The sequence below is a fragment of the Zwartia hollandica genome, from assembly GCF_019923725.1.
Taxonomy (GTDB): Bacteria; Pseudomonadota; Gammaproteobacteria; order Burkholderiales; family Burkholderiaceae_B; genus Zwartia; species Zwartia hollandica.
This window is the reverse complement of record NZ_JAHXRI010000010.1, coordinates 124,580-146,083: the sequence shown is the minus strand read 5'-3', so window position 1 is coordinate 146,083 and position 21,504 is coordinate 124,580. Positions and strand designations below refer to the sequence as shown.

Sequence of the window (21,504 nt, the reverse complement as noted above, 5' to 3'; positions counted from 1 at the left end):
ACGGTCGTGCCTGGGGTGAGATCGCCTACCAGCGCGGTGAGCGTTCAGGTAACAGCGGTGGCAATGGCTTTAACAACAACCTATACCAAGCCGTGTTTGGCGTGGATGCATATACAAACGCTGCGCTTGGCTTAAAACTTGGTGGTGGCTTAGCGCTCTCGAACACCACGGTCAATGCCACGGGTGGCAACAGCACCATCCAACAGGGTGCACTGTTCCTGTACGGCAAGATGCCTGTGGCAGAAGATTATGTACTCGACGGTATGGTCAGCCTTGGCCTAAGTTCCACAAACCTCTCGCGTAGCGACATCACCGGCATCAGCAATGGCTTTAGCAACAAGTCCGTGATGGGTAACGATGTGCTGGTCAGCGCAGGTCTGAGCCGCCCGTTTGAGATCAGCGGTGTGCGCATCACGCCCTACGTACGCCTCACTTACCAGTACGTGGGCCAAGCCTCCTACGATGAGGGCGCAAGTGCTGCAGCACTTACCGTCGGACGGATGAACGCCAATGGCGTACGTGGAGTGATCGGTGTCGGTGCAGGGTCGCTCAACAAAGACCCGCTCAAAGATGAGTACACCTATCGTGCGAACCTCGCCATCGGTGCTGACTCGCAGGGCTTACTCAATCCAACCTTGAATACCACCCTCGGTGGCTACTCAAGCAGCGTCACCACCCCCACAGCAGGCTCTACGTTTGTGCAGGCAGTTTTGTACGGCACAGTGAAAGTCGCTGACAGCGCCTACGCTTACGCAGGTGTCTCGGTCGAAGCTAGAACGGGGCAGACGCTGTACGGTGGGAGTGTGGGATTGCGAGTGGCGTTTTAAAGTTTGCGAATGTGCGTCTCTTCAGTCGCGCAGTTGCGATCAGTTACAAAAAATATCCGCTATACGTATAGCAATCTAGGCGGGCAGTTCAGTAAAATTCCGTTATGGAAATCAGACTCGCCCGCTTAGAAGCACTTATCCCGTCTCTTGCCACGCGTGAAGACTTAGCTTGCCTCGAAACTCGCATGACTACTGCAATCGGCCGGGTCGAGACCACGCTTCATACTGAAATGACCAAGCTCACCTGGCGTATTGTGACGCTGCTGGCAGTGCTCCTGCCTTCACTGCTTGCCGCAACGGTCTACGTCACCAAATACGTTAATTAAAAAAGCCTAGCCAAGACTGTCAACCTAAGGTGTGTGGGCAGTCTCGGCTAGGCCTTAGTGTCTTTCCTAAGCACTGACGCTTTAAGAGTTCTCCACCGCTTTCACTAGATCTTCAATCACTTTCTTCGCATCGCCAAACACCATCATGGTTTTGTCGAGGTAGAAGAGCTCGTTGTCCAAGCCCGCATAGCCCGAGGCCATTGAGCGCTTGTTGACGATGATTGTTTTCGCTTTGTAGGCTTCCAAAATCGGCATCCCGGCGATTGGTGATTTCGGATCCGTCTTCGCAGCCGGGTTCACCACGTCGTTTGCACCCAGTACCAAGACCACGTCTGTCTGTGCAAACTCGCTATTGATGTCCTCCATCTCAAACACCTGATCGTAGGGGACTTCAGCTTCAGCAAGTAGCACGTTCATGTGACCAGGCATACGACCCGCGACGGGGTGGATGGCGTATTTCACAGTCACGCCATGCTCGGTGAGCTTCTCCGCCAGTTCTTTCAGTGCGTGCTGTGCACGGGCAACGGCCAAGCCATAACCAGGAACGATCGTGACGGTCTCTGCGTTGGTGAGCAAGAAGGCGGCATCATCTGGACTGCCTGAGCGGACGTTGCGTTGTACGCCAGAGCCCGCGGCAGGGCCTGCATCGGCCGCACCACCAAAGCCACCCAGAATCACGTTAAAGAACGACCGGTTCATCGCCTTACACATGATGTAAGACAGAATCGCACCTGACGAACCCACGAGTGAGCCAGCAATAATCAGCATTGGGTTGTTGAGCGAGAAGCCAATGCCCGCAGCGGCCCAACCCGAGTAACTGTTAAGCATCGACACCACGACGGGCATGTCTGCACCACCAATCGGGATAATAATCAAGACACCGAGCACAAACGCGATCAAGGTCATGATCACAAACGGTGTCCAATCTTGCGTCACCATGAACCAGATGCCGCAACCGACCATGGCAATTGCCATGCCAAGGTTGAACATGTGCTGACCGGGGAAGACGACAGGCGCACCTTGAAACAAGCGAAACTTGTATTTGCCCGACAACTTGCCAAACGCGATCACTGAGCCAGAGAAGGTGATGGCACCAACAAAGGTACCGATGAACAACTCTAGGCGGTTACCAAAGGGAATTGGTGCTCCCTTAGCTGCAATATTGAACGCATGGGGTTCAGCCACAATTGCGACCGCGATCGCGACAGCAGCCAGACCAATCATGCTGTGCATGAAGGCCACGAGCTCAGGCATTTTGGTCATTTCAACGCGCTTAGCCATGACCGTACCGATCGATCCACCAATCAACAAGCCAAGCACCACCCAACCTAAGCCAATTCCTGCTTGTCCCTCGCGTGCCAAGCTGACAATCAGTGCGGCTGTTGTCAGCACAGCAATCACCATACCGGCCATGCCAAAAGCGTTACCGATGCGTGATGTGGTTGGATGAGACAAACCTTTGAGCGCCTGGATGAAACATACCGAGGCGACCAGATACAGCATCGTCACAACGTTAATGGAAATCATGCGTGACCTCCAGTATTTGTTGCTTTGTCTGCGGTTTTCTCTTTCGGTGCTTTCTTTTTAAACATCTCAAGCATGCGTCGCGTGACCAAGAAGCCGCCGAACACGTTGACTGCAGCGAGCGCCACAGCAAACACGCCCATGCCGCGTGCTAGTCCACCTTCGGTGAGCGCAGCGGCCAACATGGCACCCACAATCACGATCGCTGAGATTGCATTGGTCACGGCCATCAGGGGCGTATGCAGGGCAGGGGTGACGTTCCAGACGACGTGATAGCCGACATAGATTGCCAAGACAAAAATGATGAGGTTCACCAAGGTAGGATCAAGCGCATCCATTATTTTTTCCTTAAATTTTTGCCAGCTTCGCAGACGAGGCAGGCTTGAACAATATCGTCATCGCGCGCAATCGCAAGATTGCCTTCTTTGTCGATGATGAGCTTTAGGAAGTCGAGTATGTTGCGTGAATAGAGCGCAGACGCATCCGTCGCAACCATGCCAGGCAAGTTGGTCAGGCCAACGAGTGTGACACCGTTTTCTTGCACGACTTTTCCCTTCTGCGACAGAGGGCAGTTGCCGCCACGTTCAACGGCCAGATCCACAATGACCGAACCCGGCTTCATGGCACGCACCGTCTCGGCTGAAATCAAGGTCGGTGCAGGGCGACCAGGAATCAAGGCAGTCGAAATCACGATATCCGCTTGTTTGCAACGCTCGGAGACCAAGGCCGCTTGACGTGTCATCCAGCTTGCTGGCATGGGTCGGGCATAACCGCCCACGCCTTGCGCGATCTCACGTTCTTCATCCGTTTCAAATGGCACGTCAATGAATTTTGCGCCGAGTGATTCAACTTGCTCTTTTGCCGCAGGACGCACATCCGATGCTTCGACGACTGCGCCCAAACGTTTTGCCGTTGCAATCGCTTGCAGACCGGCCACGCCGGTACCTAAGATCACAACGCGTGCGGCTTTGATCGTGCCCGCTGCTGTCATCATCATCGGAAACATGCGACCGTAATAATGTGCACCGAGCAGCACGGCTTTGTAACCAGCCAAGTTTGCTTGCGAAGATAAGACATCCAAACTTTGCGCACGCGTGGTGCGTGGTGCCGCCTCGAGCGCAAAGCCCGTGATGCCAGCTTGAGCCATCGCATCGAGGCCTGCTTCATCAAAGGGATCCAGCATACCGACTACAGCTGTGCCGGCTTGGATTTTGCCCAGCTCGGTTGCGTCCGGTGCGCGTACTTTGAGAAGTAGCGCAGCCGACAGCGCTTGCGCGGCATCGGTCAGTTGCGCACCCGCTTGCTCGTAGGCCGCGTCGCTAAAGTGGGCGGCAAGTCCCGCCTCGCGTTCGACCAGCACTTGGTGGCCGGCGGCAACGTACTTTTTAACGGTTTCAGGGGTGGCGGCAACCCGGGTCTCGCCATCGCGTGTCTCGCGCGGAATCCCAATGCGCATAGACTTCTCCAAATAGAAAAAAATGAATCCCTGATTTATACACCATGAGACCCCGTGGCGCCCTGCATGACCACAGAGCACTTTCTCAGATCCCGACTACAATTTCGTTCAATATGACGTATTCAGCCTCTAGTAAGCCTCTTAGCGCAAAAAAGCGCGTCGTTGTCGGTATGTCCGGCGGCGTTGACTCGTCTGTCACCGCTTGGCTTCTGAAGGAGCAGGGCTATGAGGTTGTGGGCCTGTTCATGAAGAACTGGGAAGACGATGACGACTCAGAATATTGTTCCACCCGTCAAGATTGGCTAGATGCCGTGAGCGTGGCTGATGTGGTGGGCGTTGATATTGAGGCCGTGAATTTTGCGGCCGAATATAAAGACAGGGTGTTTGCGGACTTTTTACGCGAGTATTCTGCGGGACGCACGCCCAACCCCGACGTGTTGTGTAACGCAGAGATCAAGTTCAAGGCGTTTCTGGATCATGCGATGTCACTTGGTGCCGATCATATTGCAACGGGTCACTATGCACGCGTCCGCTCCGTTCAAAGCGCGACAGGGCCACGCTTTGAGTTGCTCAAGGCCTTGGATCACACCAAGGACCAGAGTTATTTTTTGCATCGCTTAAATCAGGCGCAACTATCGCGCACACTTTTTCCCTTGGGTGAGATTCCCAAAAGCGAAGTGCGACGCATTGCGCATGAACTCAAGCTATCGAATGCTGCGAAGAAAGATTCCACCGGAATTTGTTTTATTGGTGAGCGGCCCTTTCGCGAGTTTTTAAATCGCTATCTGCCTACTAAGCCTGGTCCGATTTTGACCGAGTCGGGTAAGCAAGTCGGTAAGCACCACGGTTTATCGTTCTACACCCTGGGTCAGCGCAAGGGTCTGGGCATTGGTGGTGTGAAAGGATATCAGCATGCAGATGGCACAGGCCCGGTCTGGTATGCCGCGCGCAAAGATCTTGAAAACAATGCGCTGTATGTGGTGGAAGGCCACGAGCACCCATGGTTGCTGTCTGACGCATTGTCTGCCGATCAGGCGAGTTGGGTGTCTGGAGTGGCCCCTGAGGCGGGTGGCTATGCTGCGAAGACTCGGTATCGGCAAGCAGATGCGCCTTGTACCTTAAGTGCTGCCACGGCACAGGTTTTCAATTTGAGTTTCACAGACCCACAGTGGGCCGTGACACCCGGGCAATCTGCGGTGTTGTACGACGGTGATGTTTGTTTAGGCGGTGGAATCATCGCCAGCTAGGTGACGATGCCGTGTGTCCGAAGAAGCGCGTTAACTGACGACCGGAACCGTGTCGATAAAGCTCTGTCGCAAGGACAGCTTCGCGTAATGACGGCTCAGATTAGGTGCGCTGTCACGCCATGCAATTTGCGGGAAGCGAAAATCCAGATAGCCTAGCACCACACCAACGGCTACGTCTGCCAGGCTGTAGCCGACACCCATGCAGTGCGACTGTGTTCCCAGATCATTTTCCATTGCAGCTAAGGCTGCGTGAATCTTTCCGTACTGGCGGTCAATCCACTCTTTGCTCTGCTGTTCGGCAGGGCGCTGTAGTTCTTTCACAATGATGATTGCTGCATCGAGCGTCCCGTCGGCTAGAGCTTCCCAACATTTGACGATCGCGCGCTCGCGCCCCGTCTTGGGAATCATGTGGCTGACAGGTGAGAGTGTGTCGAGGTATTCCACGATCACGCGTGAATCATAAAGAGGCGTATCGTCGTCTGTGATCAGGCAGGGAACTTTGCCCAGAGGGTTGTACTCAGACGCTTTGGTGTCGGCGGCCCAGACATTTTCTAATTGCAGCTCGTAGTCGAGCTTTTTTTCAGCCATCACAATGCGTACTTTGCGGACGTAGGGACTTGTGAGAGAGGCAATTAGTTTCATGTAACCGACTAAACAAAGATTAGCTAAAGTGCTTTCCCAGGGGGGCTCCCAGCAAAAAGCATACGCTCTAGAGTGTATCCGCTAGCACAGGCTCAATGGCTTATGCGAGGGAGTGATAAACTTCTTTGCATCCATTGTGTTGTTTTTTTGTCGTAAATCCACCTATGAAAACTAATTCATCCTTGAGCTCACTGAACGCGGTGTCGCCACTTGACGGGCGCTATGCCTCGCGTTGTGACGGGCTGCGGCCACTTTTGTCCGAAGCGGGCTTCATGGCGCACCGTGTCGAGGTCGAAATTGCCTGGCTGATCGGCTTGTCTGAAGCGGGTTTGTCCGAGCTTCCGGCTTTCAGCGCTGGCGCACGGGCCAAACTGTTGAGCCTGGTGTCCAACTTTTCGGAAGCCGATGCCGAACGCATCAAGGATATTGAAAAAACCACTAACCATGATGTCAAGGCGGTTGAATACTGGCTAAAAGAGAAGGTTGCGGGCGACGCCGAACTCGAGCGGGCAGGCGAGTTTATTCACTTTGCGTGTACATCAGAAGACATCAACAACACCTCGCACGCTTTGATGCTGGGCCGTGCCCGGGATACAGTGGTCTTGCCACAGTTACAAAAGGTCTATGCGGCGGTGCAGCATATCGCAAAGGCACAAGCGGCTCAGCCTATGCTTTCGCGCACGCACGGCCAGCCCGCCACCCCCACAACTTTAGGCAAAGAGTTCGCCAACGTCGCGGCTCGGTTGCGTGATGCCATCGCCAACATCCAAGCCGTTGTGCCGCTCGCCAAGATGAACGGTGCGACAGGTAACTACAATGCGCACGTCTCCGCTTACCCAGAAATCGATTGGCCTGCGTTTAGTGGACGCGTGCTCAAGCACTTGGGGCTGAAGCAAAACGCCCATACGATCCAAATCGAGCCGCACGACTGGATGGCAGCGTTGTTTGATGCCATCGCGCGTACCAATACGATTTTGATCGATTTGAATCGCGACATCTGGGGCTACATCGCCCTGGGTTACTTCAAACAGCGTTTGAAAGACGGCGAAGTAGGCTCATCGACCATGCCGCATAAAGTCAATCCGATCGATTTTGAGAACTCTGAAGGTAACCTCGGTTTGGCCAACGCCGTGCTGCGCCATTTGTCTGAGAAGCTACCGATCTCGCGCTGGCAGCGCGACCTCACTGACTCGACTGTGCTGCGCAACCTTGGTGTCGCACTCGGCTATTGCCTGGTTTCTTACGATGCCTGCTTGCGTGGTTTAGGCAAGCTCGAAGTGAATGCAGCCGCGATTGATGAAGACCTCGATAATTGTTGGGAAATCTTGGCCGAACCCATCCAGACAGTGATGCGTCGTTACGGATTACCCCAGCCTTATGAGCAACTCAAAGCGCTTACGCGTGGCAAGGGCATTACCCAAGAGGCCTTGCGAGAGTTCATCAATGGATTGGCATTGCCGGCTGACGCAAAGGCTCGTATGCTTGCGCTAACACCACGCACCTATATCGGCTTGGCCCAAGAATTGGCCGTCGTGTCGTAAAGAATTCCCTAAACGCTATCTTCCCTTCCGGAGTCGCAAGATGAAAAAACTATCGCTCGTATTGGCAGCAACAGTAGTCTGTGCACCGCTTTGGATGAGCTCGGCTCAGGCCCAATTCGCCAAGCCTGAAGATGCGATTAAGTATCGACAGTCGGCGTTCTCGATGTTGAGTACCCACATGAGCCGACTGCAGCCTGTGCTGAAAGGCCAAGTGGCCTTTGATGCGGCAGCCGTGAAGGCGAACGTCGCCGTGATTCAAACCCTCTCGACCTTGCCCTGGTCTGCCTTCGGTGCTGGAACGCAAGGTACAAGCAGTGCAAAGCCCGAGATCTGGTCTGACGCTGCAGGCTTTAAAGCCGCCCAGCAAAAATTTCAAGCTTCCGTGGTGCAGTTATCTGCCGCAGCAGATTCAGGTGACTTGAGTAAGCTGCGCTCGGCCGCAGGTGATGTCGGTGCAAGTTGTAAGGCTTGCCACGATTCTTATCGCGCCAAAAAATAATTCACTAGAGTAGAGTTGAGTTAAAACCCCGCCGTTCAAGGCTGAGCGGCGGGGTTTTGTTTGGTTTGAGCGAATTTCTAGCTCAGCAAAAACGGCATGACTGTTTGCACATACTGCTTTGGGATTTCCGTTGGCGGTATGTGCGCGCAAGGCAGCGTCACGAGCTTGGCACCCTTAATCCGCTCGACCAAAGCTTGGCCACGCGCGAGCGGTGTGGACTGATCGGAGTCGCCGACAATCACCAAGGTGGGCACCTGGATTTGGCTCAGGCGCGGGTAGAGGTCCATGTCACGGATCGCCGAGCAACAGCCGATATAGCCTTGCGGTGCACCCGTCAGTACACCATTGCGTACCCGTTGAAGTCCGATTGAATTTTTCGCGACAAATTCCGGTGTAAAGAATCGACCGAGAATACCGTCAACGACGGCGGCCATCCCACCTTGTTTGATCGCTGTCATGCGTTGATCCCAGGTGCCTGCAGGAAACTCAGCACCCGTGTTGCTCAAAATCAGACGGCGCAAACCCGTTGGCCGGCGCGCCGCGAGTTCCATACCTGTCATGCCGCCCAACGAGATCCCACAGAAGTCGTATTTCGTGAGTCGCGCCGCTGCAATCACTGCTTGTACATCGTCCGTCAGTTCATTCAGCGTGTAGTCACCTGCAGGGGCGTCCGAACCACCATGGCCGCGCGTGTCGTAGCGCACTACATAAAAATGTTTCAGCAACTCATCCAAAATAGGATCCCACAATGTGTGATCCGTACCTAGCGAGTTGCTTAGCACTAGGGAAGGGAGCTCTGGATTGCCATCGGTGCGCCAGTAAATTCGGCAGTTTGCGTTGTTCAAGCTCGGCATAAAAATTATCCCCGTGTCATTTGTTTTAATTTGGTTTAAACGGCCCCTGGTGCCGTTATATTTTTGTGTGAGACCGATCTTAGCAAAAAGAGTTCCCCGTACTTGCGCACATCGGGCTCAGCTCAAGATCACCCCAAACTGCGCATTGGCTAACCACCAAGCGACGCAGGCAAGCAGCGCAGCCAACACCAAGGCGCCTACGCGAACACGCCAATCGTCCTGTGCGGGCAGGGTACCAGTGGTGAGGTGCTGACTGTTGGCATCGCCATGGATCATCGGCCCCACCAGCCCGTGACCTTTGATGGTGTAGAGCGCGATGGCGACAAGGTGTAGGCCAAGCAGTGAAAAAATAACGAGCTCACCAAGCTTGTGGACACTTGTTAGCTGCGCGACCAGGTCGTTACTCACCAATACCGATAAGGGACCTTGATACATGATGTCGTCACTTGCGAAGAGTCCGGTACTCGCTTGTAAGAGCAACACACCGAGCAGGGCGTAGACGGACCAAGCACCTAGCGGGTTGTGTCCGGCCTGACGCGTGCCGGCTGTCGAGGCCTGGCACAGATACCCCCAGGCAGCGCGAATGCTCGGCAAAAAAGAGCTAAATCGCGCGTAGCGGGGACCGACTAGCCCCCAGATCACTCGAAACACCAACAGAGCGAGTGTGGCGATACCGAAGTTCAAGTGCCACTGCATCCAATTGCCGCCAAGCTTGACCGTCACAAGCGCACCTACCACGCACACCACGAGCGCCCAGTGAAAGAGACGGGTGGGGAGGTCCCAGATACGTGTTTTGGAAGGAAGTTGTTTCATCGCGCCAATGTATCACTTGCAGTGCTTTTTTGCACTGCAACATAACTGTCATCTGCCGTTGCTACTGTCACCAGATAGTCAATCACATCGGCTACCATAGTCGGCACAGTCAGTTAGCCAGAAGAGCGATGTTTAATGATGACAGCGGTATTATTTGAGCAGGTCGGAAAAAATTGGGGGGCGACTGCTGCCTTGCACCCAAGTGATTTGTCGCTTGAGCAAGGCGAGTTCTCTGTGTTGCTCGGTCCCTCTGGTTGCGGCAAGACCACGACGTTGCGGTTGATTGCGGGTTTAGAAACACCTTCCTGTGGGCGCATCAAAATTTTTGATCGGGATGTCACCGAGGAAGCACCCGCGCAGCGCGGTGTATCGATGGTGTTCCAGAACTACGCCTTGTTCCCGCATCTGTCCGTTGCCGAGAACGTTGTCTTTGGTCTGAAGATTCGTCGCGTCAGTAGTCAAGATATCGCAGCGCGTCTTGCGCGCACACTTGATTTGTTGAGCCTGAGCCATTTGCAGTCGCGCAAGCCTGGTGAATTATCAGGTGGACAGCAACAGCGCGTGGCACTGGCACGCGCCTTGGTGGCCGATAGCAAGCTGTGTCTGATGGATGAGCCGCTATCCAATCTGGATGCGCAGCTGCGTCAGGAAATGCGCCACGAGTTGCGCGCGTTGCAGCAGAAACTTGGTTTGTCGGTGGTGTATGTCACGCATGATCAGACCGAGGCCATGAGCATGGCCGATCGCGTGGTGTTGCTGCGCGATGGGCGCATTGAACAAGTTGCCACACCGACACAGATTTACCAGCAGCCGGCCACGCGCTTTGCCGCGCAATTTATCGGCAGCGCACGCATGAACATGCTCGAGTTAAAAGACGGCAAAATCGCTGGTACAGACATTGCCTTGCAAGCTCCGGCCGCAGCAACCCATGTAGGCGTGCGGCCTGAAGATGTACGGCTGGGTGGTGCACACCGCCTGTCGGTCGACCACACAGAGTTCACCGGTGCAGACTTAATGCTGCATGCCCGCGCGGGTGAGCAAGTGATTGTGTTGCGGGCAGAAGGTAAGCATGCGCAGCAGTTGCAACAAGAGATTCAGTTGGGTTGGGATGTGTCGAGCCTGCATTGGTTCGATAAAGATGGTTTGCGTATCGTTAGTTGAACTCTAAGGAGATAGTAATGAAGCAAATATTGACTCGTGCTGCAATGGTTGCAGCAGGTCTCTGTGTTAGCGCTGCGGCGTTGGCCAAGACCGAAATCTCGTTTTATTTTCCAGTGGCTGTGGGCGGTCCGATCACCAAGATCATTGACGGCTATGCTGCCCAGTTTAATAAAGAAAACCCCGACTACAACGTGACCCCGGTTTACTCGGGTACGTATCAGGAAACGATTGTTAAAGTCCTGACGGCACACAAAGCTGGTAAGCCACCGACCTCGGCGATTTTGTTGTCGACTGACACGTTCACGCTGGCAGACGAGGGCGCTATTGCCCCAATCGACGACTTCGTTAAAACCGACGCAGACCGCGCCTGGCTCAAGAGCTTTTTCCCAGCCTTCTTGTTGAACGGTCAGTTCGACAATAAAACCTGGGGTGTGCCTTTCCAGCGTTCAACGGTTGTCCTGTATTGGAACAAAGAGCTTTTCAAAGAAGCGGGCTTGGATCCAAACAAACCACCACAGACCTGGGCCGAAACCATCAGCATGGGTCAGAAGCTGACCAAGAAAGATGCCAGCGGTAAAGTCACGCAGTGGGGCATTCAAGTGCCTTCGAGCGGTTTCCCTTACTGGTTGTTCCAGGGTTTCAGCACACAGAATGGGGCCATTTTGGCTAACGCTGCTGGTAATGCTGTGAAGTATGACGACCCCAAAGTCGTCAGTGCTCTGCAGTATTGGGTTGATCTGTCGCGCAAGCACGGCATCCATCCACCGGGCGTTGTAGAGTGGGGCACCACGCCACGCGACTTCATGGAACGTAAGGCCGCCATGATCTGGACCACAACAGGTAACCTGACTAACATTCGCAGCAACGCCAAATTTGATTTCGGCGTAGCCATGTTGCCAGCCGGTGAGCGTCGCGGTTCGCCAACAGGTGGCGGTAACTTCTTTATCTTTAAGAAGGCCACCGTAGCCGAGCAAACGGGTGCTTATAAGTTTGCCCAGTGGTTGACCCAACCCGAGCGCGCTGCACAGTGGAGTATCGACACCGGCTACGTGGCTGTTTCGCCCGCTGCCTACGAAACGCCTGCACTTAAAAAGTACGCTGCAGACTTTCCACCCGCACTCGTCGCACGTGATCAGTTGCCACACGCAGTCGCTGAGTTGTCGACGCATGACAACCAGCGCGTGACCAAGGCCTTGAACGACGGCTTGCAGGCCGCTTTGACTGGTGCCAAGACGCCTGAGCAAGCCATGAAGGATGCGCAGACCGAAGCCAATCGTTTGTTGCGTGGTTATAAGTAAATGCAGTTAGGATTGCGTCACGTCCAGGCCTATTTATTGCTGTTGCCCGCTTTTGTGTTTTTAGTGGGCTTCACGCACTATCCGGCCGTGGGCACGCTGATCGACAGTTTGATGTCGACGCCGCGTGCCGGACGTGCCGCAGTCTTTGTTGGGCTAGACAACTACGCCGTCATGATCGACGACCCCACCTTCTGGAAGTCGTTGCGTAATAACTTTTGGTTTGCTGTGGTAACCATCCCCGTCTCCATTGCCTTGTCGATCGGGATGGCGTTATGGGTCAATGACAAGATCGCGGGTCGGCAGTTTTTGCGCTTGTCGTATTTTTTGCCAACGGTCTTGCCGATGATTGCTGTTGCGAACATCTGGATTTTTTTCTACACGCCTGGCTACGGCCTCATCAACCAAGTCATTCAGCTCTTTGGTGGGCATGGGCAGAACTGGCTGGGCGATCCTAATTTAGTGCTGGGCTCTGTGATCGTCGTGGCCATCTGGAAAGAGGCCGGTTTCTTCATGATTTTTTATCTTGCTGCCTTGCAGACGCTAAGCCCTAGTTATAAAGAGGCTGCGCAGATCGAGGGGGCGAGTGCTTGGTACTTCTTTCGGCGTGTGCAATGGCCACTGCTTATGCCAACCACCATCTTTGTGTTGGTCAATGCGCTGATCAACGCCTTCCGTATGGTGGATCACATCATTGTGATGACCAAGGGTGGGCCCGATAACGCCTCGTCTTTGTTGCTGTTCTATTTGTATGAGGTCGGCTTTAAGTTTTGGGATCAGGGCTATGCCTCGGCGCTGACGGCCGTCTTGCTGGCTTTATTGGCGTTGATCGGCTTGTTTCAGTTCTTTGTGCTTGACCGCAGGACGCACTACCGATGAGTACGGCTCTTAACAGCAGCGCGCGCGTAGTTCGCACAGGTGGCCTAGGCGGGCAAGCCTCGCTGCTTTCTACGATCGGTGCCTGGTGTCTGGCCTTGCTGTGGATCATGCCGCTGCTGTATGCCTTTTGGGCCGCCATTCATCCTTCAGAGTTCGCGACCAAACTGTCGTTGACCGCACCGCTGACACTTGATAACTTTAAAGCCGCTTGGGATGCCGCGCCTTTCGCGCGCTATTTTTTAAATACCACGCTGTTGGTCGCGACCATTCTTGGGATGCAGCTTGTGCTGTGCACGCTTGCGGCCTACGCCTTCGCCCGGTTTGAGTTCTTTGGCAAGAACGTATTGTTTTCGTTGGTGCTTGTGCAGCTCATGGTCATGCCAGAGATTCTTCTGGTGCGTAATTATCAAACCCTCAGTCATCTAGGTTTGGTCGATACCTTGTTTGGTATCGGCTTACCTTATTTTGCCTCGGCCTTTGCAATATTCTTGTTACGACAGACCTTTAAGACCATCCCTAAGGAACTGGTGGAGGCAGCCGCGATGGAGGGGGCGTCGACCATGCAGATTCTGCGTCATGTCTATATTCCGCTTGCGAAGCCCGTCTATCTGGCGTTCTCGCTTGTGTCGGTGAGCCACCACTGGAATAATTTTTTATGGCCGTTGATTGTCAGTAACTCTGTCGAGTCACGTCCGCTCACGGTTGGTCTACAGGTATTCTCGTCGAGTGATCAAGGGATTGACTGGTCTATCATCACTGCGGCGACCTTGCTGACCTCAGGGCCCTTATTGGTTGGCTTCCTGTTGTTTCAGCGGCAGTTTGTCCAATCTTTTATGCGAGCAGGCATCAAGTGAAAATTCTGACCTGGAACGTGCAGTGGTTTAAAGGCCTAGATGAAGTCGTCGATATCAAACGCGTAATTGAGCATGCGCGCAGCATGGCTGATTTTGACGCGATCTGTATGCAAGAGGTGGCTGTTAACTATCGCGCCTTAACCGGTGAGACCGAGCCAGACCAGATCAAGGCCTTGCGTGCACTCATGCCGGGGTTTGAGGTTGTGTTTAGCCCTGCCGTGGATGAATTGTCGCCGTGTGGTGGTTTTCGTCGGCAGTTCGGCAACGTGATTGCCTCGCGTGTACCGATTCGGCAGATCCAACACTTTGCGCTCCCGCATCCGCCGGCGGCCTCGTCTGAGCCCACCCCCAGCATGCCCCGCATTGCCTTGGATTGCACCCTGCAAGCCCCCTGGGGGCCTGTACGTCTGATGACCACCCATCTTGAGTACTACAACGTGGCGGCGCGTCACGCTCAGGCCAGAGCACTGCGTGAGTTGCACTTGCAGTCGTGTGCGTTGGCGTTACAGCCGCCCAAGCCGCAACCCGGTTCGCCTTACGAGCTCAAGCCCCACACCATGGATGCCTTGCTCTGTGGTGACTTTAATTTTGAATACGACAGCCCCGAGCATGCGTCTATCATTGAGCCGGGGCCTTCAGGCGCCTGGGTGAACTCGTGGGAATTCTTGCATCCCGGTAAGCCTTACCCAGCAACGTTCAGAATTTTTGACAGAACCTATGGACCCGAGCCGGTTGGTTGCGATTTCTTTTTTGTTAGTCCCTCACTGGGCAAGCGCGTGCAAGAGCTTGTGGTGGATCAACAGACGCAGGCCTCTGATCACCAACCGGTTGTGATCACGCTGCGGGATTAAGTGGCTTGGCAGATAATCAAAAAGTCCTCATAGGGTGGGGTCGTGGCTCCACCTTGTCCGGTACACTAACGGATCGTTAGTTTTTGTATCCCGTTTGTACAACCACGGACATCCCCAACATGGCAAGTCACACCTCCCACGGCCAGCAGATTATGGAATGGTCTGAACGCATCGCAGCGTTCAGCGAACCCGCTTGGGCTGAAAAAGGCCAACTCACGGTTACCTACCTGACACCCGCCCATCTACAGACTGCACAAGCGCTCACGCAACTGATGCAGGAGGCGGGCTTTGACGAGGTATCGACCGATGCGGTGGGTAACGTCGTGGGTCGCTATCACGGCACGGACATAGCTGCCCCTGCGTTGTTAACGGGCTCGCATTTCGACACGGTTCGCAACGGCGGCAAGTACGACGGGCGGCTTGGCATTTTGGTGCCGATCGCTGTAGTGGGCGAGCTCGCCAAACAGAAAAAGCGGTTGCCCTACGGCATTGAAGTCGTTGGCTTCTCTGAAGAAGAGGGCCAGCGCTATCGCGCCACGTTCTTATCGTCTGGCGCACTAACCGGTAGTTTTGATCCGACCTGGCTTGATCAGCTTGATCCAAACGGTGTGTCGATGCGCCAAGCCATGGTTGACGCAGGTCTGCCTGGCACGCTTGAATCGATCAAGGCGCTGACCCGCGATCCAAAAAAGTATCTCGGTTTTGTAGAAGTCCATATCGAGCAAGGCCCCGTGCTTTGCGAGAAACAATTGCCGCTCGGTATTGTCACTTCGATCAATGCCGGTGTGCGCGCAACCTGCAAAATTATTGGGACTGCCGCCCACGCTGGCACGACTCCCATGTCGATGCGCGAAGACGCCTTGCTGGCTGCGGCAGAAATCAGCTTGATGGCCGAGCATCGTGCCAAAGCGGAAGAGGGCAGTGTCGCCACCGTGGGTCAGATGCAAGTGCCTGGCGGCTCGATCAATGTGATCCCGGGTGAGTGCGTCTTTACGCTAGATATGCGTGCACCAACCGACCCACAACGTGACAGCTTGGTCAATGACATCGTGCAAGCCGCCAAGCAGATCGCCAAGCGCCGCAGTGTGCATTTCGAATACAACGAAGTGATGCGCGCGAGCGCTGCACCGTCGGATCCTGCCTGGCAAACCCGCTGGGAACGCGCTGTCACCAAAATTGGACAGCCGCTCTTTAAGCTCAACAGCGGTGCCGGCCACGACGCGATGAAGCTCCACACCATCATGCCGCAAGCGATGTTGTTTGTGCGCGGTGGTAATCGCGGCATTAGCCACAACCCCTTAGAAATCATTACCGCAGAAGATGCGGAACTCGCTACCCAAGCTTTTATCGCTTTGCTCGACGAAATCAACTAATCATGACAACACCCAACAAGACCCAGCTATACGCCAAGCTCGATCAGTGGATCGATGCGCACTTTGATGAGCAGGTGAAGTTCCTGCAAAAAGTGATTCAAGTCCCAACCGACACACCGCCTGGCAACAACACACCGCATGCCTTGCATGTGGCTGAGCTGGTCAAGAGCTATGGAATGCAAGCAGAGCCCCACACTGTGCCTGAAGCCGTCGTGCGCGAAGCAGGCTTGGAGTCCATTACGAACTTGATTATCAAGCGCCAGTACGGGCAGGGCGGTAAGACCTTGGCTTTGAATGCACACGGCGATGTGGTTCCCCCAGGTGAAGGCTGGACCTACCCACCTTACGGCGCTGAGATTCACGACGGCCGTATTTATGGTCGTGCTGCGGCGGTGAGTAAGTGTGACTTCTCCACGTACATTTTTGCGGTGCGCGCGCTAGAGGCACTCGGTGCAGACCTGAAAGGTCGTATCGAATTGCAGTTTACGTACGACGAAGAGTTCGGCGGCGAGCTCGGACCAGGCTGGTTACTCAAAAACAACCTCACAAAACCTGATCTGGCGATCGCCGCAGGCTTTAGCTACCAAATCATCACGGCCCACAACGGCTGCTTGCAGTTTGAAGTGACGGTCAATGGCAAGATGGGTCATGCGGCTGTGCCAACCTCAGGTGTGGATGCTTTGCACGCCGCAGTCAAAATCATGAACGCACTGTATGGCTTAAACGAGACCTACAAGTCGATCAAGAGCACGGTGCCCGGCATTAACCATCCTTACCTGAATATCGGTTTGATTTCGGGTGGCACAAATACCAACGTGATCCCAGGCAAAGTGGTGCTCAAGCTTGATCGTCGCATGATTCCAGAAGAGGATCCTGCGCAAGTTGAGCAAAGCATCCGCGACACGATCGATGCCGTGTGGAAACAAATCCCTGGCATTACTGCTGAGACCAAGCGCATCTTGCTCGCGCGTGCGCTAAAGCCGCTACCTGGCAGCACAGAGCTTGTGGCCGCCTTGCAGCAGCACGCAAAAGAAGAGTTTGGTGAGGCGATCCCCGCTTGCGGCACACCGCTTTATGCCGATGCCCGTTTGTATTGCGAAGCTGGGATTCCAGTCGTCTTGTATGGTGCGGGCCCACGCACTGTGGAAGAGAGCCGTGCCAAGCAGCCCGATGAGCGCCTAGAGCTTGAAGACTTGCGCCGCGCAACCAAAGTGATCGCGCGGACTTGTCTGGATATGATGAGTGCTTAATCCGCAGTGATGTTCTTCTCGCGGATCACGCGGGTCCATTTTGCGATGTCTTTTTGCAAGAGGGCTTGCAGTTCCGCTGGGGAGGACGCTGCAGGCAAGGTGCCCGAGTTCAGCAAACGCTCTTTGACTGCCGGTGTCTCGAGTGCTCGCTTAAGTGCTTGACCCACACGGTTGGTGTCTTCGGCAGACATGCCCTTTGGTCCAAACAGCGCATACCAGTTGTCTGAGTCCACACCCTCAATGCCCACTTCTTTAAAAGTCTTCACATCTGGTAGCAAGGGGTGGCGCTGTTCAGCTGCCATTGCGACCGGCTTTAGACGGCCTGCGCGCACGTGCCCAATCAGGCCAGGTACATCGCCAAAGAATCCATCCACATGGCCCGCCATCACATCGGTGATCGCAGGTGCTGCACCTTTGTAAGGCACATCCACCAGCTGTGCTTTGGTGATATCTGCCAACAGCTCACCTGCCAAATGCGGCACACTGCCGCGGCCTGAGGACGCAAGCGTCGTGCGCTGTTTCTTTGCATTTGCAACAAAATCAGCAGGACCCGTTGCTGGGTTTTTGGGGTTGACCACTAATAGTTCGTCGTTACGTACCACGACAGAAATAGAAGTCAGATCTGTAACGGGGTTATAAGGCAGATTTTTGTAAAGCCCTGGATTAATCGCCACCGCACCTGCGCTGCTCAGCCACAGTACGCTGCCGTCTGCGGGTGCTTTAGAGACGTACTCTGCGGCGATGATGCCGTTACCACCGGCTTTGCTCTCGACGACAACGGTTGCACCAAGTTCTTTGCCCAGTGCTTCGCTAATGGTGCGCGCCACGAAGTCAACTGGACCGCCTGGTGGGAAAGCGACGACTAAGCGCACCGATTTACCACTGCCCTGCGCGTGTGCGGGCAGCGTGCCGAATGCCGCAGCAGCAAGCGTTGCGGCCACTAGGCTGCGGCGAAGCATCGATGTTTTTGTTGTTTGTGTCATTTTAAATTCTCCAGTCTTAAAGCAATCAATTTCTATCTAACCGCAGCGTACCGACATACCACCATCGACGACGATCTCGGTGCCGGTCACGAAACGTGCTTCGTCTGAGGCCAAGAACACCGCCGCATTAGCTGTGTCGCGGCCATCCCCCATAAAAGGTAGAGGGATACGCGCTTGGCGTTGCTCGAGTAGCTTTGCCACATCACCGCCTGCACGTTGGCCCGCGAGCCGGCTTTCAACTAAGGGTGTGTGCAGCTGGCCTGGGATAATCGTATTCACACGAATCCCTTTCTTGGCGTACTGCACAGCGACTACACGCGACAGCTGAATCACGCCAGCCTTCGTGGCTGCATAGGCGACTTGGGCCGAACCCGTCCAACGAATACCGGAGGTCGAGGCCAGGTTCACAATCGCGCCTGAACCTTGTTTTTCCATAATCGGCAAGACATACTTGCAGGTCAGGAACACACTCTTTAAGTTCGTGTCGACTTGCGAATCCCACACGTCCTCGGCCATTTCGACTGGGCCTCCTGCGGCAGAACCACCCACGTTGTTCACCAGAATATCGATCCGCCCATAGCGTTTCATGCAGGCATCTACCGCATCTGAAATACTTTGGCTGCTGGTGACATCACAAAAACCTGTCTCCATCGTGCCACCGACTTCTTTGACACGCTCCAGTGTTTCTTTCATGCGGTCTAGTTCACGATCGACACCAAAAAGTTGCGCACCTTCTTCCGCAAAACGCGTCGCTGTAGCGCGGCCATTACCCCAGCCTGGGCCCACTGAACCCGCACCAAAAATTAAAGCCACTTTTCCTGCAAGACGTCCTGAGCCTGACATGATTGAATCCTTTTTAAGCGGAAAAACGATAGAGGCGCATGGGGTTATCGACCATGAGCTGGTGCAAGAGCTCTGGCTTAGGTGCGATCTGTGCGAGGGCACTGACCAACACGCCATCGTCTGGCACGTGCGTATGGTTGGGATGCGGCCAGTCGGAGCCCCAAACACAACGGTCTGGGTAGTTGCGCATCAGGTAGCGCGCAAAGGGAACACCATCCGGGTAAGGCGGATTCGGATCAATGCGATCAATACCACTGACCTTGACCATAAAGCCAGGCAGTTCAAGTAAGCGGCAGAAATCCTGGAAGTGCGCTTGCTCGACCCCAAGCTTTGCATCGACACGACCCATGTGATCCATCACCACGGGTACCGCCGATTGCTTGAGTAGCGGCATTAAGTCTTTTGCGTACTGGGCATGTAATTGCAATTGCATGTGCATGCCAAGCGGTTCGAGGCGTTTGGTGAACGCAATGATCTGTTCTGGTGTTTCGTGCACCTTATAGCCGGGCATGAAATGAAACCGCACACCCCGAAAGCCCACGCTCGCTAAGCGCTTGAGCTCGGCATCCGACACATCCACTTGTACCAGTGCGACACCCAAGTAACGACCTTTGGCGGCAATCATCGCGTCTTCGACCACGCTGTTATCAAAACCGTGGAGCAGGGTGTTGACGATCACACAGCGATCGATGCCCATTTTTTTGTGCCAGGCAAACAAGGCCTCTTTCGGAGCATCGACGGGTGTAAAGCCACGGGACTCTGCATACGGAAACTTATTGCTTGGACCAAATACATGGACATGTGAGTCGGTCGAACCGGTTGGCAGCTGGATGGTGGTGGCCGAGGGCTCGCGCTTATAGGTCAGGATGGGTTCACTCATATTGCTAAAGGCTTCCCTTGTCTCGGTTTGTGGCGGGGTCTTGGTGCCCCGTCATGCGACCTATTTTGACACGCAGGCGAGCTTGTTTCACTGCGGAAACACCAAAAAAATGCTAGAATTTTGGTCTTTGGTGTGCAGCAATCTGCCTTTTCAAGGCAAAATCGCCCCAAATGGCGCATTAGCTCAGCCGGTTAGAGCGACGGAATCATAATCCGCAGGTCCCCTGTTCGAATCAGGGATGCGCCACCAAATTTCCCAATAAAATCAAATACTTAAAGTAATTTTTGCGTTTGGCACAAACAAGAAAATAGCTAAGTCTTGATTTGGATACTTTTGGGACAAGGTAGACACGCAAACCACCGAAAAAAATCGGTGGTTTTTTATTGTCTGTTTATACGTGCGACGCTTGCCTTGCCCTTGGCACTGCGTACCTAGCTAGTTGTTTGCTGAGAAACTAAAGGACGAACACGATGCAAAAGTCGATTTTTTATGTCGCCTATGTCTTCTGCCTAGCAGCAGCAATGACGTTCTCCTCTTCGCTTTATGCGCAATCCGTTCCTGAGCTTCAAAAGGAATGTGAGGAGGGTCGTGCAATGAGTTGTTTTCACTTAGCTGCGGTGTACGACAACGGTGAAGGTGTTCGTCAAGACAAAGTTAAAGCATTTGAGTTTTATCAAAAGGCCTGTCTCGGCGGTCGGGCAACCGGTTGTTACAACTTAGGCTTTATGTACGACAACGGTGAAGGTGTTCTTCTAGATAAAGCCAAGGCGCTCGAGTTTTATCAACGAGCATGTGATGGTGGTGTTGCAATAGGCTGCTCCAACTCAGGCGTGATGTACAGCAACGGTGAGGGTGTGCGTGCCGACAAACGCAAAGCAGCCGCGTTTTATCAAAAGGCCTGTGATGGTGGTATTCCAGGGGGTTGTTATAACTTAGGCGTGCTGTACGACAACGGTCAAGGTGTGCTTGAAGACAAACTTAAGGCAGCCACGTTGTATCAGAAAGCCTGTGATCGTGAAGTGGCAGGAGGTTGTTATAGCCTAGGCGTGATCTACAGTAACGGCGCTGGCGTGCGTGAAGATAAAGTTCAGGCGGCCGATTTCTTTCAGAAAGCATGCAATCGCGGTATTGCGAGAGGTTGTTACAACCTGGGTGCGATGTACAAAAACGGCGATGGTGTGCGTGAAGATAAGTCCAAGGCCGTTGAGTTGTATCAACAGGCCTGTGATGCGAGTGTGGCAGGAAGTTGTGACATTCTAGGTGCGATGTACAGCAACGGTGAGGGTGTGCCTCAAGACAAAATAAAAGCACTGGCGTTGTACGACAAAGCATGCAATTTGAAACTCGAGCAAGGCTGCAAAAATCATGCGGCACTTAAAACGCGTGGAGCGAGATAGTGATTAAAG

Annotated in this window: 21 protein-coding genes, 1 tRNA gene and 1 pseudogene; 14 read left to right on the top strand and 9 right to left on the bottom strand. The window is 54.1% G+C overall.

Annotated features, from left to right (window positions below; all coding sequences use genetic code 11):
* A partial coding sequence (locus KZZ10_RS11380) for an autotransporter outer membrane beta-barrel domain-containing protein (protein WP_259661651.1) occupies positions 1-827 on the top strand: 827 nt, incomplete at its 5' end.
* 104 nt (positions 828-931) lie between these two features.
* Positions 932-1,153, top strand: a complete 222-nt coding sequence (locus KZZ10_RS11375; protein WP_259661650.1) for a hypothetical protein — start codon at positions 932-934, stop codon at positions 1,151-1,153.
* Between the two features lie 81 nt (positions 1,154-1,234).
* On the opposite strand, the gene KZZ10_RS11370 is transcribed toward KZZ10_RS11375, so the two are convergent.
* Genes KZZ10_RS11370 through KZZ10_RS11360 form a run of 3 tightly spaced genes read right to left on the bottom strand, consistent with a single transcriptional unit; the run spans position 1,235 to position 4,133 of the window.
* Positions 1,235-2,680 (bottom strand): NAD(P)(+) transhydrogenase (Re/Si-specific) subunit beta, encoded by a 1,446-nt coding sequence (locus tag KZZ10_RS11370; RefSeq protein ID WP_259661649.1) that lies wholly within the window; start codon positions 2,678-2,680, stop codon positions 1,235-1,237.
* The gene (locus KZZ10_RS11365; RefSeq protein ID WP_259661648.1) at positions 2,677-3,015 is read right to left on the bottom strand and encodes an NAD(P) transhydrogenase subunit alpha part 2; all 339 of its coding nucleotides are present in this window, start codon (positions 3,013-3,015) and stop codon (positions 2,677-2,679) included. Before KZZ10_RS11365 ends, KZZ10_RS11370 begins: the two co-directional genes overlap by 4 nt.
* A complete protein-coding gene (locus KZZ10_RS11360) occupies positions 3,015-4,133 on the bottom strand; it encodes a Re/Si-specific NAD(P)(+) transhydrogenase subunit alpha (RefSeq protein WP_259661647.1) in 1,119 nt (372 codons plus the stop codon). Before KZZ10_RS11360 ends, KZZ10_RS11365 begins: the two co-directional genes overlap by 1 nt.
* A 113-nt stretch (positions 4,134-4,246) precedes the next feature.
* Here KZZ10_RS11360 and mnmA point away from each other — a divergent pair, with 113 nt between their 5' ends.
* Positions 4,247-5,380 (top strand): tRNA 2-thiouridine(34) synthase MnmA, encoded by a 1,134-nt coding sequence (gene mnmA / locus KZZ10_RS11355; protein ID WP_259661646.1) that lies wholly within the window; start codon positions 4,247-4,249, stop codon positions 5,378-5,380.
* A gap of 30 nt (positions 5,381-5,410) precedes the next feature.
* Here the strand turns inward: mnmA and KZZ10_RS11350 are convergent, their stop codons facing one another.
* Complete coding sequence (locus KZZ10_RS11350; RefSeq protein ID WP_259661645.1) at positions 5,411-6,022, bottom strand: glutathione S-transferase N-terminal domain-containing protein; 612 nt, start codon at positions 6,020-6,022, stop codon at positions 5,411-5,413.
* A 164-nt stretch (positions 6,023-6,186) separates the two neighbouring features.
* Between KZZ10_RS11350 and purB the strand changes: the two genes are divergently transcribed.
* Positions 6,187-7,563 (top strand): adenylosuccinate lyase, encoded by a 1,377-nt coding sequence (gene purB / locus KZZ10_RS11345; protein ID WP_259661644.1) that lies wholly within the window; start codon positions 6,187-6,189, stop codon positions 7,561-7,563.
* A 40-nt stretch (positions 7,564-7,603) separates the two neighbouring features.
* On the top strand, positions 7,604-8,062 hold the full coding sequence (locus tag KZZ10_RS11340) for a c-type cytochrome (RefSeq protein WP_259661643.1): 459 nt from the start codon (positions 7,604-7,606) through the stop codon (positions 8,060-8,062).
* A 77-nt stretch (positions 8,063-8,139) separates the two neighbouring features.
* Here the strand turns inward: KZZ10_RS11340 and pcaD are convergent, their stop codons facing one another.
* Positions 8,140-8,916, bottom strand: coding sequence for a 3-oxoadipate enol-lactonase (gene pcaD, locus KZZ10_RS11335; RefSeq protein WP_259661642.1), 777 nt, complete (start codon positions 8,914-8,916; stop codon positions 8,140-8,142).
* Positions 8,917-9,033: 117 nt separating this feature from the next.
* A complete protein-coding gene (locus KZZ10_RS11330) occupies positions 9,034-9,729 on the bottom strand; it encodes a cytochrome b/b6 domain-containing protein (protein ID WP_259661641.1) in 696 nt (231 codons plus the stop codon).
* A gap of 138 nt (positions 9,730-9,867) precedes the next feature.
* Between KZZ10_RS11330 and KZZ10_RS11325 the strand changes: the two genes are divergently transcribed.
* The 7 genes and pseudogenes from KZZ10_RS11325 to KZZ10_RS11295 all read left to right on the top strand — a co-directional run bounded on the left by KZZ10_RS11325 (position 9,868) and on the right by KZZ10_RS11295 (position 17,392).
* Entirely contained in the window at positions 9,868-10,890 is a 1,023-nt protein-coding gene (locus tag KZZ10_RS11325; protein WP_259662199.1) for an ABC transporter ATP-binding protein, read from the top strand.
* 17 nt (positions 10,891-10,907) lie between these two features.
* Positions 10,908-12,188 carry an ABC transporter substrate-binding protein gene (locus tag KZZ10_RS11320; protein ID WP_375372561.1) on the top strand — a complete coding sequence of 427 codons (1,281 nt, stop codon included), beginning with the start codon at positions 10,908-10,910 and terminating at the stop codon, positions 12,186-12,188.
* On the top strand, positions 12,189-13,064 hold the full coding sequence (locus KZZ10_RS11315; RefSeq protein ID WP_259661640.1) for a carbohydrate ABC transporter permease: 876 nt from the start codon (positions 12,189-12,191) through the stop codon (positions 13,062-13,064).
* Positions 13,065-13,171: 107 nt separating this feature from the next.
* Entirely contained in the window at positions 13,172-13,918 is a 747-nt protein-coding gene (locus tag KZZ10_RS11310; protein ID WP_259662197.1) for a carbohydrate ABC transporter permease, read from the top strand.
* Positions 13,915-14,769, top strand: coding sequence for an endonuclease/exonuclease/phosphatase family protein (locus KZZ10_RS11305; RefSeq protein WP_259661639.1), 855 nt, complete (start codon positions 13,915-13,917; stop codon positions 14,767-14,769). The genes KZZ10_RS11310 and KZZ10_RS11305 overlap by 4 nt, the downstream gene beginning before the upstream one ends.
* A gap of 140 nt (positions 14,770-14,909) precedes the next feature.
* Positions 14,910-16,142: pseudogene (locus tag KZZ10_RS11300) on the top strand (hydantoinase/carbamoylase family amidase); the annotation flags it as partial.
* A 2-nt stretch (positions 16,143-16,144) separates the two neighbouring features.
* Positions 16,145-17,392, top strand: a complete 1,248-nt coding sequence (locus KZZ10_RS11295; RefSeq protein WP_259661638.1) for an ArgE/DapE family deacylase — start codon at positions 16,145-16,147, stop codon at positions 17,390-17,392.
* On the opposite strand, the gene KZZ10_RS11290 is transcribed toward KZZ10_RS11295, so the two are convergent.
* From KZZ10_RS11290 to KZZ10_RS11280, 3 genes are read right to left on the bottom strand one after another with little or no spacing between them, the layout of a single operon-like run.
* On the bottom strand, positions 17,389-18,375 hold the full coding sequence (locus KZZ10_RS11290; RefSeq protein ID WP_375372560.1) for a Bug family tripartite tricarboxylate transporter substrate binding protein: 987 nt from the start codon (positions 18,373-18,375) through the stop codon (positions 17,389-17,391). The two genes, KZZ10_RS11295 and KZZ10_RS11290, sit on opposite strands and share 4 nt — an antisense overlap.
* A 36-nt stretch (positions 18,376-18,411) precedes the next feature.
* A complete protein-coding gene (locus KZZ10_RS11285) occupies positions 18,412-19,218 on the bottom strand; it encodes an SDR family NAD(P)-dependent oxidoreductase (RefSeq protein ID WP_259661637.1) in 807 nt (268 codons plus the stop codon).
* A 13-nt stretch (positions 19,219-19,231) separates the two neighbouring features.
* Entirely contained in the window at positions 19,232-20,098 is an 867-nt protein-coding gene (locus tag KZZ10_RS11280; RefSeq protein WP_259661636.1) for an amidohydrolase family protein, read from the bottom strand.
* A gap of 172 nt (positions 20,099-20,270) precedes the next feature.
* Here KZZ10_RS11280 and KZZ10_RS11275 point away from each other — a divergent pair.
* Positions 20,271-20,347, top strand: a tRNA-Met gene (locus tag KZZ10_RS11275).
* Positions 20,348-20,568: 221 nt separating this feature from the next.
* Positions 20,569-21,495, top strand: coding sequence for an SEL1-like repeat protein (locus tag KZZ10_RS11270; protein ID WP_259661635.1), 927 nt, complete (start codon positions 20,569-20,571; stop codon positions 21,493-21,495).
* Positions 21,496-21,504 lie beyond the last annotated feature (9 nt).

Bases quoted from the DNA above. Each gene is read 5' to 3' on its own strand.
- KZZ10_RS11375 (WP_259661650.1), top strand. From the start codon at position 932: ATGGAAATCAGACTCGCCCGCTTAGAAGCACTTATCCCGTCTCTTGCC.
- KZZ10_RS11370 (WP_259661649.1), bottom strand. From the start codon at position 2,680: ATGATTTCCATTAACGTTGTGACGATGCTGTATCTGGTCGCCTCGGTA.
- KZZ10_RS11365 (WP_259661648.1), bottom strand. From the start codon at position 3,015: ATGGATGCGCTTGATCCTACCTTGGTGAACCTCATCATTTTTGTCTTG.
- KZZ10_RS11360 (WP_259661647.1), bottom strand. From the start codon at position 4,133: ATGCGCATTGGGATTCCGCGCGAGACACGCGATGGCGAGACCCGGGTT.
- mnmA (WP_259661646.1), top strand. From the start codon at position 4,247: ATGACGTATTCAGCCTCTAGTAAGCCTCTTAGCGCAAAAAAGCGCGTC.
- KZZ10_RS11350 (WP_259661645.1), bottom strand. From the start codon at position 6,022: ATGAAACTAATTGCCTCTCTCACAAGTCCCTACGTCCGCAAAGTACGC.
- purB (WP_259661644.1), top strand. From the start codon at position 6,187: ATGAAAACTAATTCATCCTTGAGCTCACTGAACGCGGTGTCGCCACTT.
- KZZ10_RS11340 (WP_259661643.1), top strand. From the start codon at position 7,604: ATGAAAAAACTATCGCTCGTATTGGCAGCAACAGTAGTCTGTGCACCG.
- pcaD (WP_259661642.1), bottom strand. From the start codon at position 8,916: ATGCCGAGCTTGAACAACGCAAACTGCCGAATTTACTGGCGCACCGAT.
- KZZ10_RS11330 (WP_259661641.1), bottom strand. From the start codon at position 9,729: ATGAAACAACTTCCTTCCAAAACACGTATCTGGGACCTCCCCACCCGT.
- KZZ10_RS11325 (WP_259662199.1), top strand. From the start codon at position 9,868: ATGACAGCGGTATTATTTGAGCAGGTCGGAAAAAATTGGGGGGCGACT.
- KZZ10_RS11320 (WP_375372561.1), top strand. From the start codon at position 10,908: ATGAAGCAAATATTGACTCGTGCTGCAATGGTTGCAGCAGGTCTCTGT.
- KZZ10_RS11315 (WP_259661640.1), top strand. From the start codon at position 12,189: ATGCAGTTAGGATTGCGTCACGTCCAGGCCTATTTATTGCTGTTGCCC.
- KZZ10_RS11310 (WP_259662197.1), top strand. From the start codon at position 13,172: ATGCCGCTGCTGTATGCCTTTTGGGCCGCCATTCATCCTTCAGAGTTC.
- KZZ10_RS11295 (WP_259661638.1), top strand. From the start codon at position 16,145: ATGACAACACCCAACAAGACCCAGCTATACGCCAAGCTCGATCAGTGG.
- KZZ10_RS11290 (WP_375372560.1), bottom strand. From the start codon at position 18,375: ATGACACAAACAACAAAAACATCGATGCTTCGCCGCAGCCTAGTGGCC.
- KZZ10_RS11285 (WP_259661637.1), bottom strand. From the start codon at position 19,218: ATGTCAGGCTCAGGACGTCTTGCAGGAAAAGTGGCTTTAATTTTTGGT.
- KZZ10_RS11280 (WP_259661636.1), bottom strand. From the start codon at position 20,098: ATGAGTGAACCCATCCTGACCTATAAGCGCGAGCCCTCGGCCACCACC.
- KZZ10_RS11270 (WP_259661635.1), top strand. From the start codon at position 20,569: ATGCAAAAGTCGATTTTTTATGTCGCCTATGTCTTCTGCCTAGCAGCA.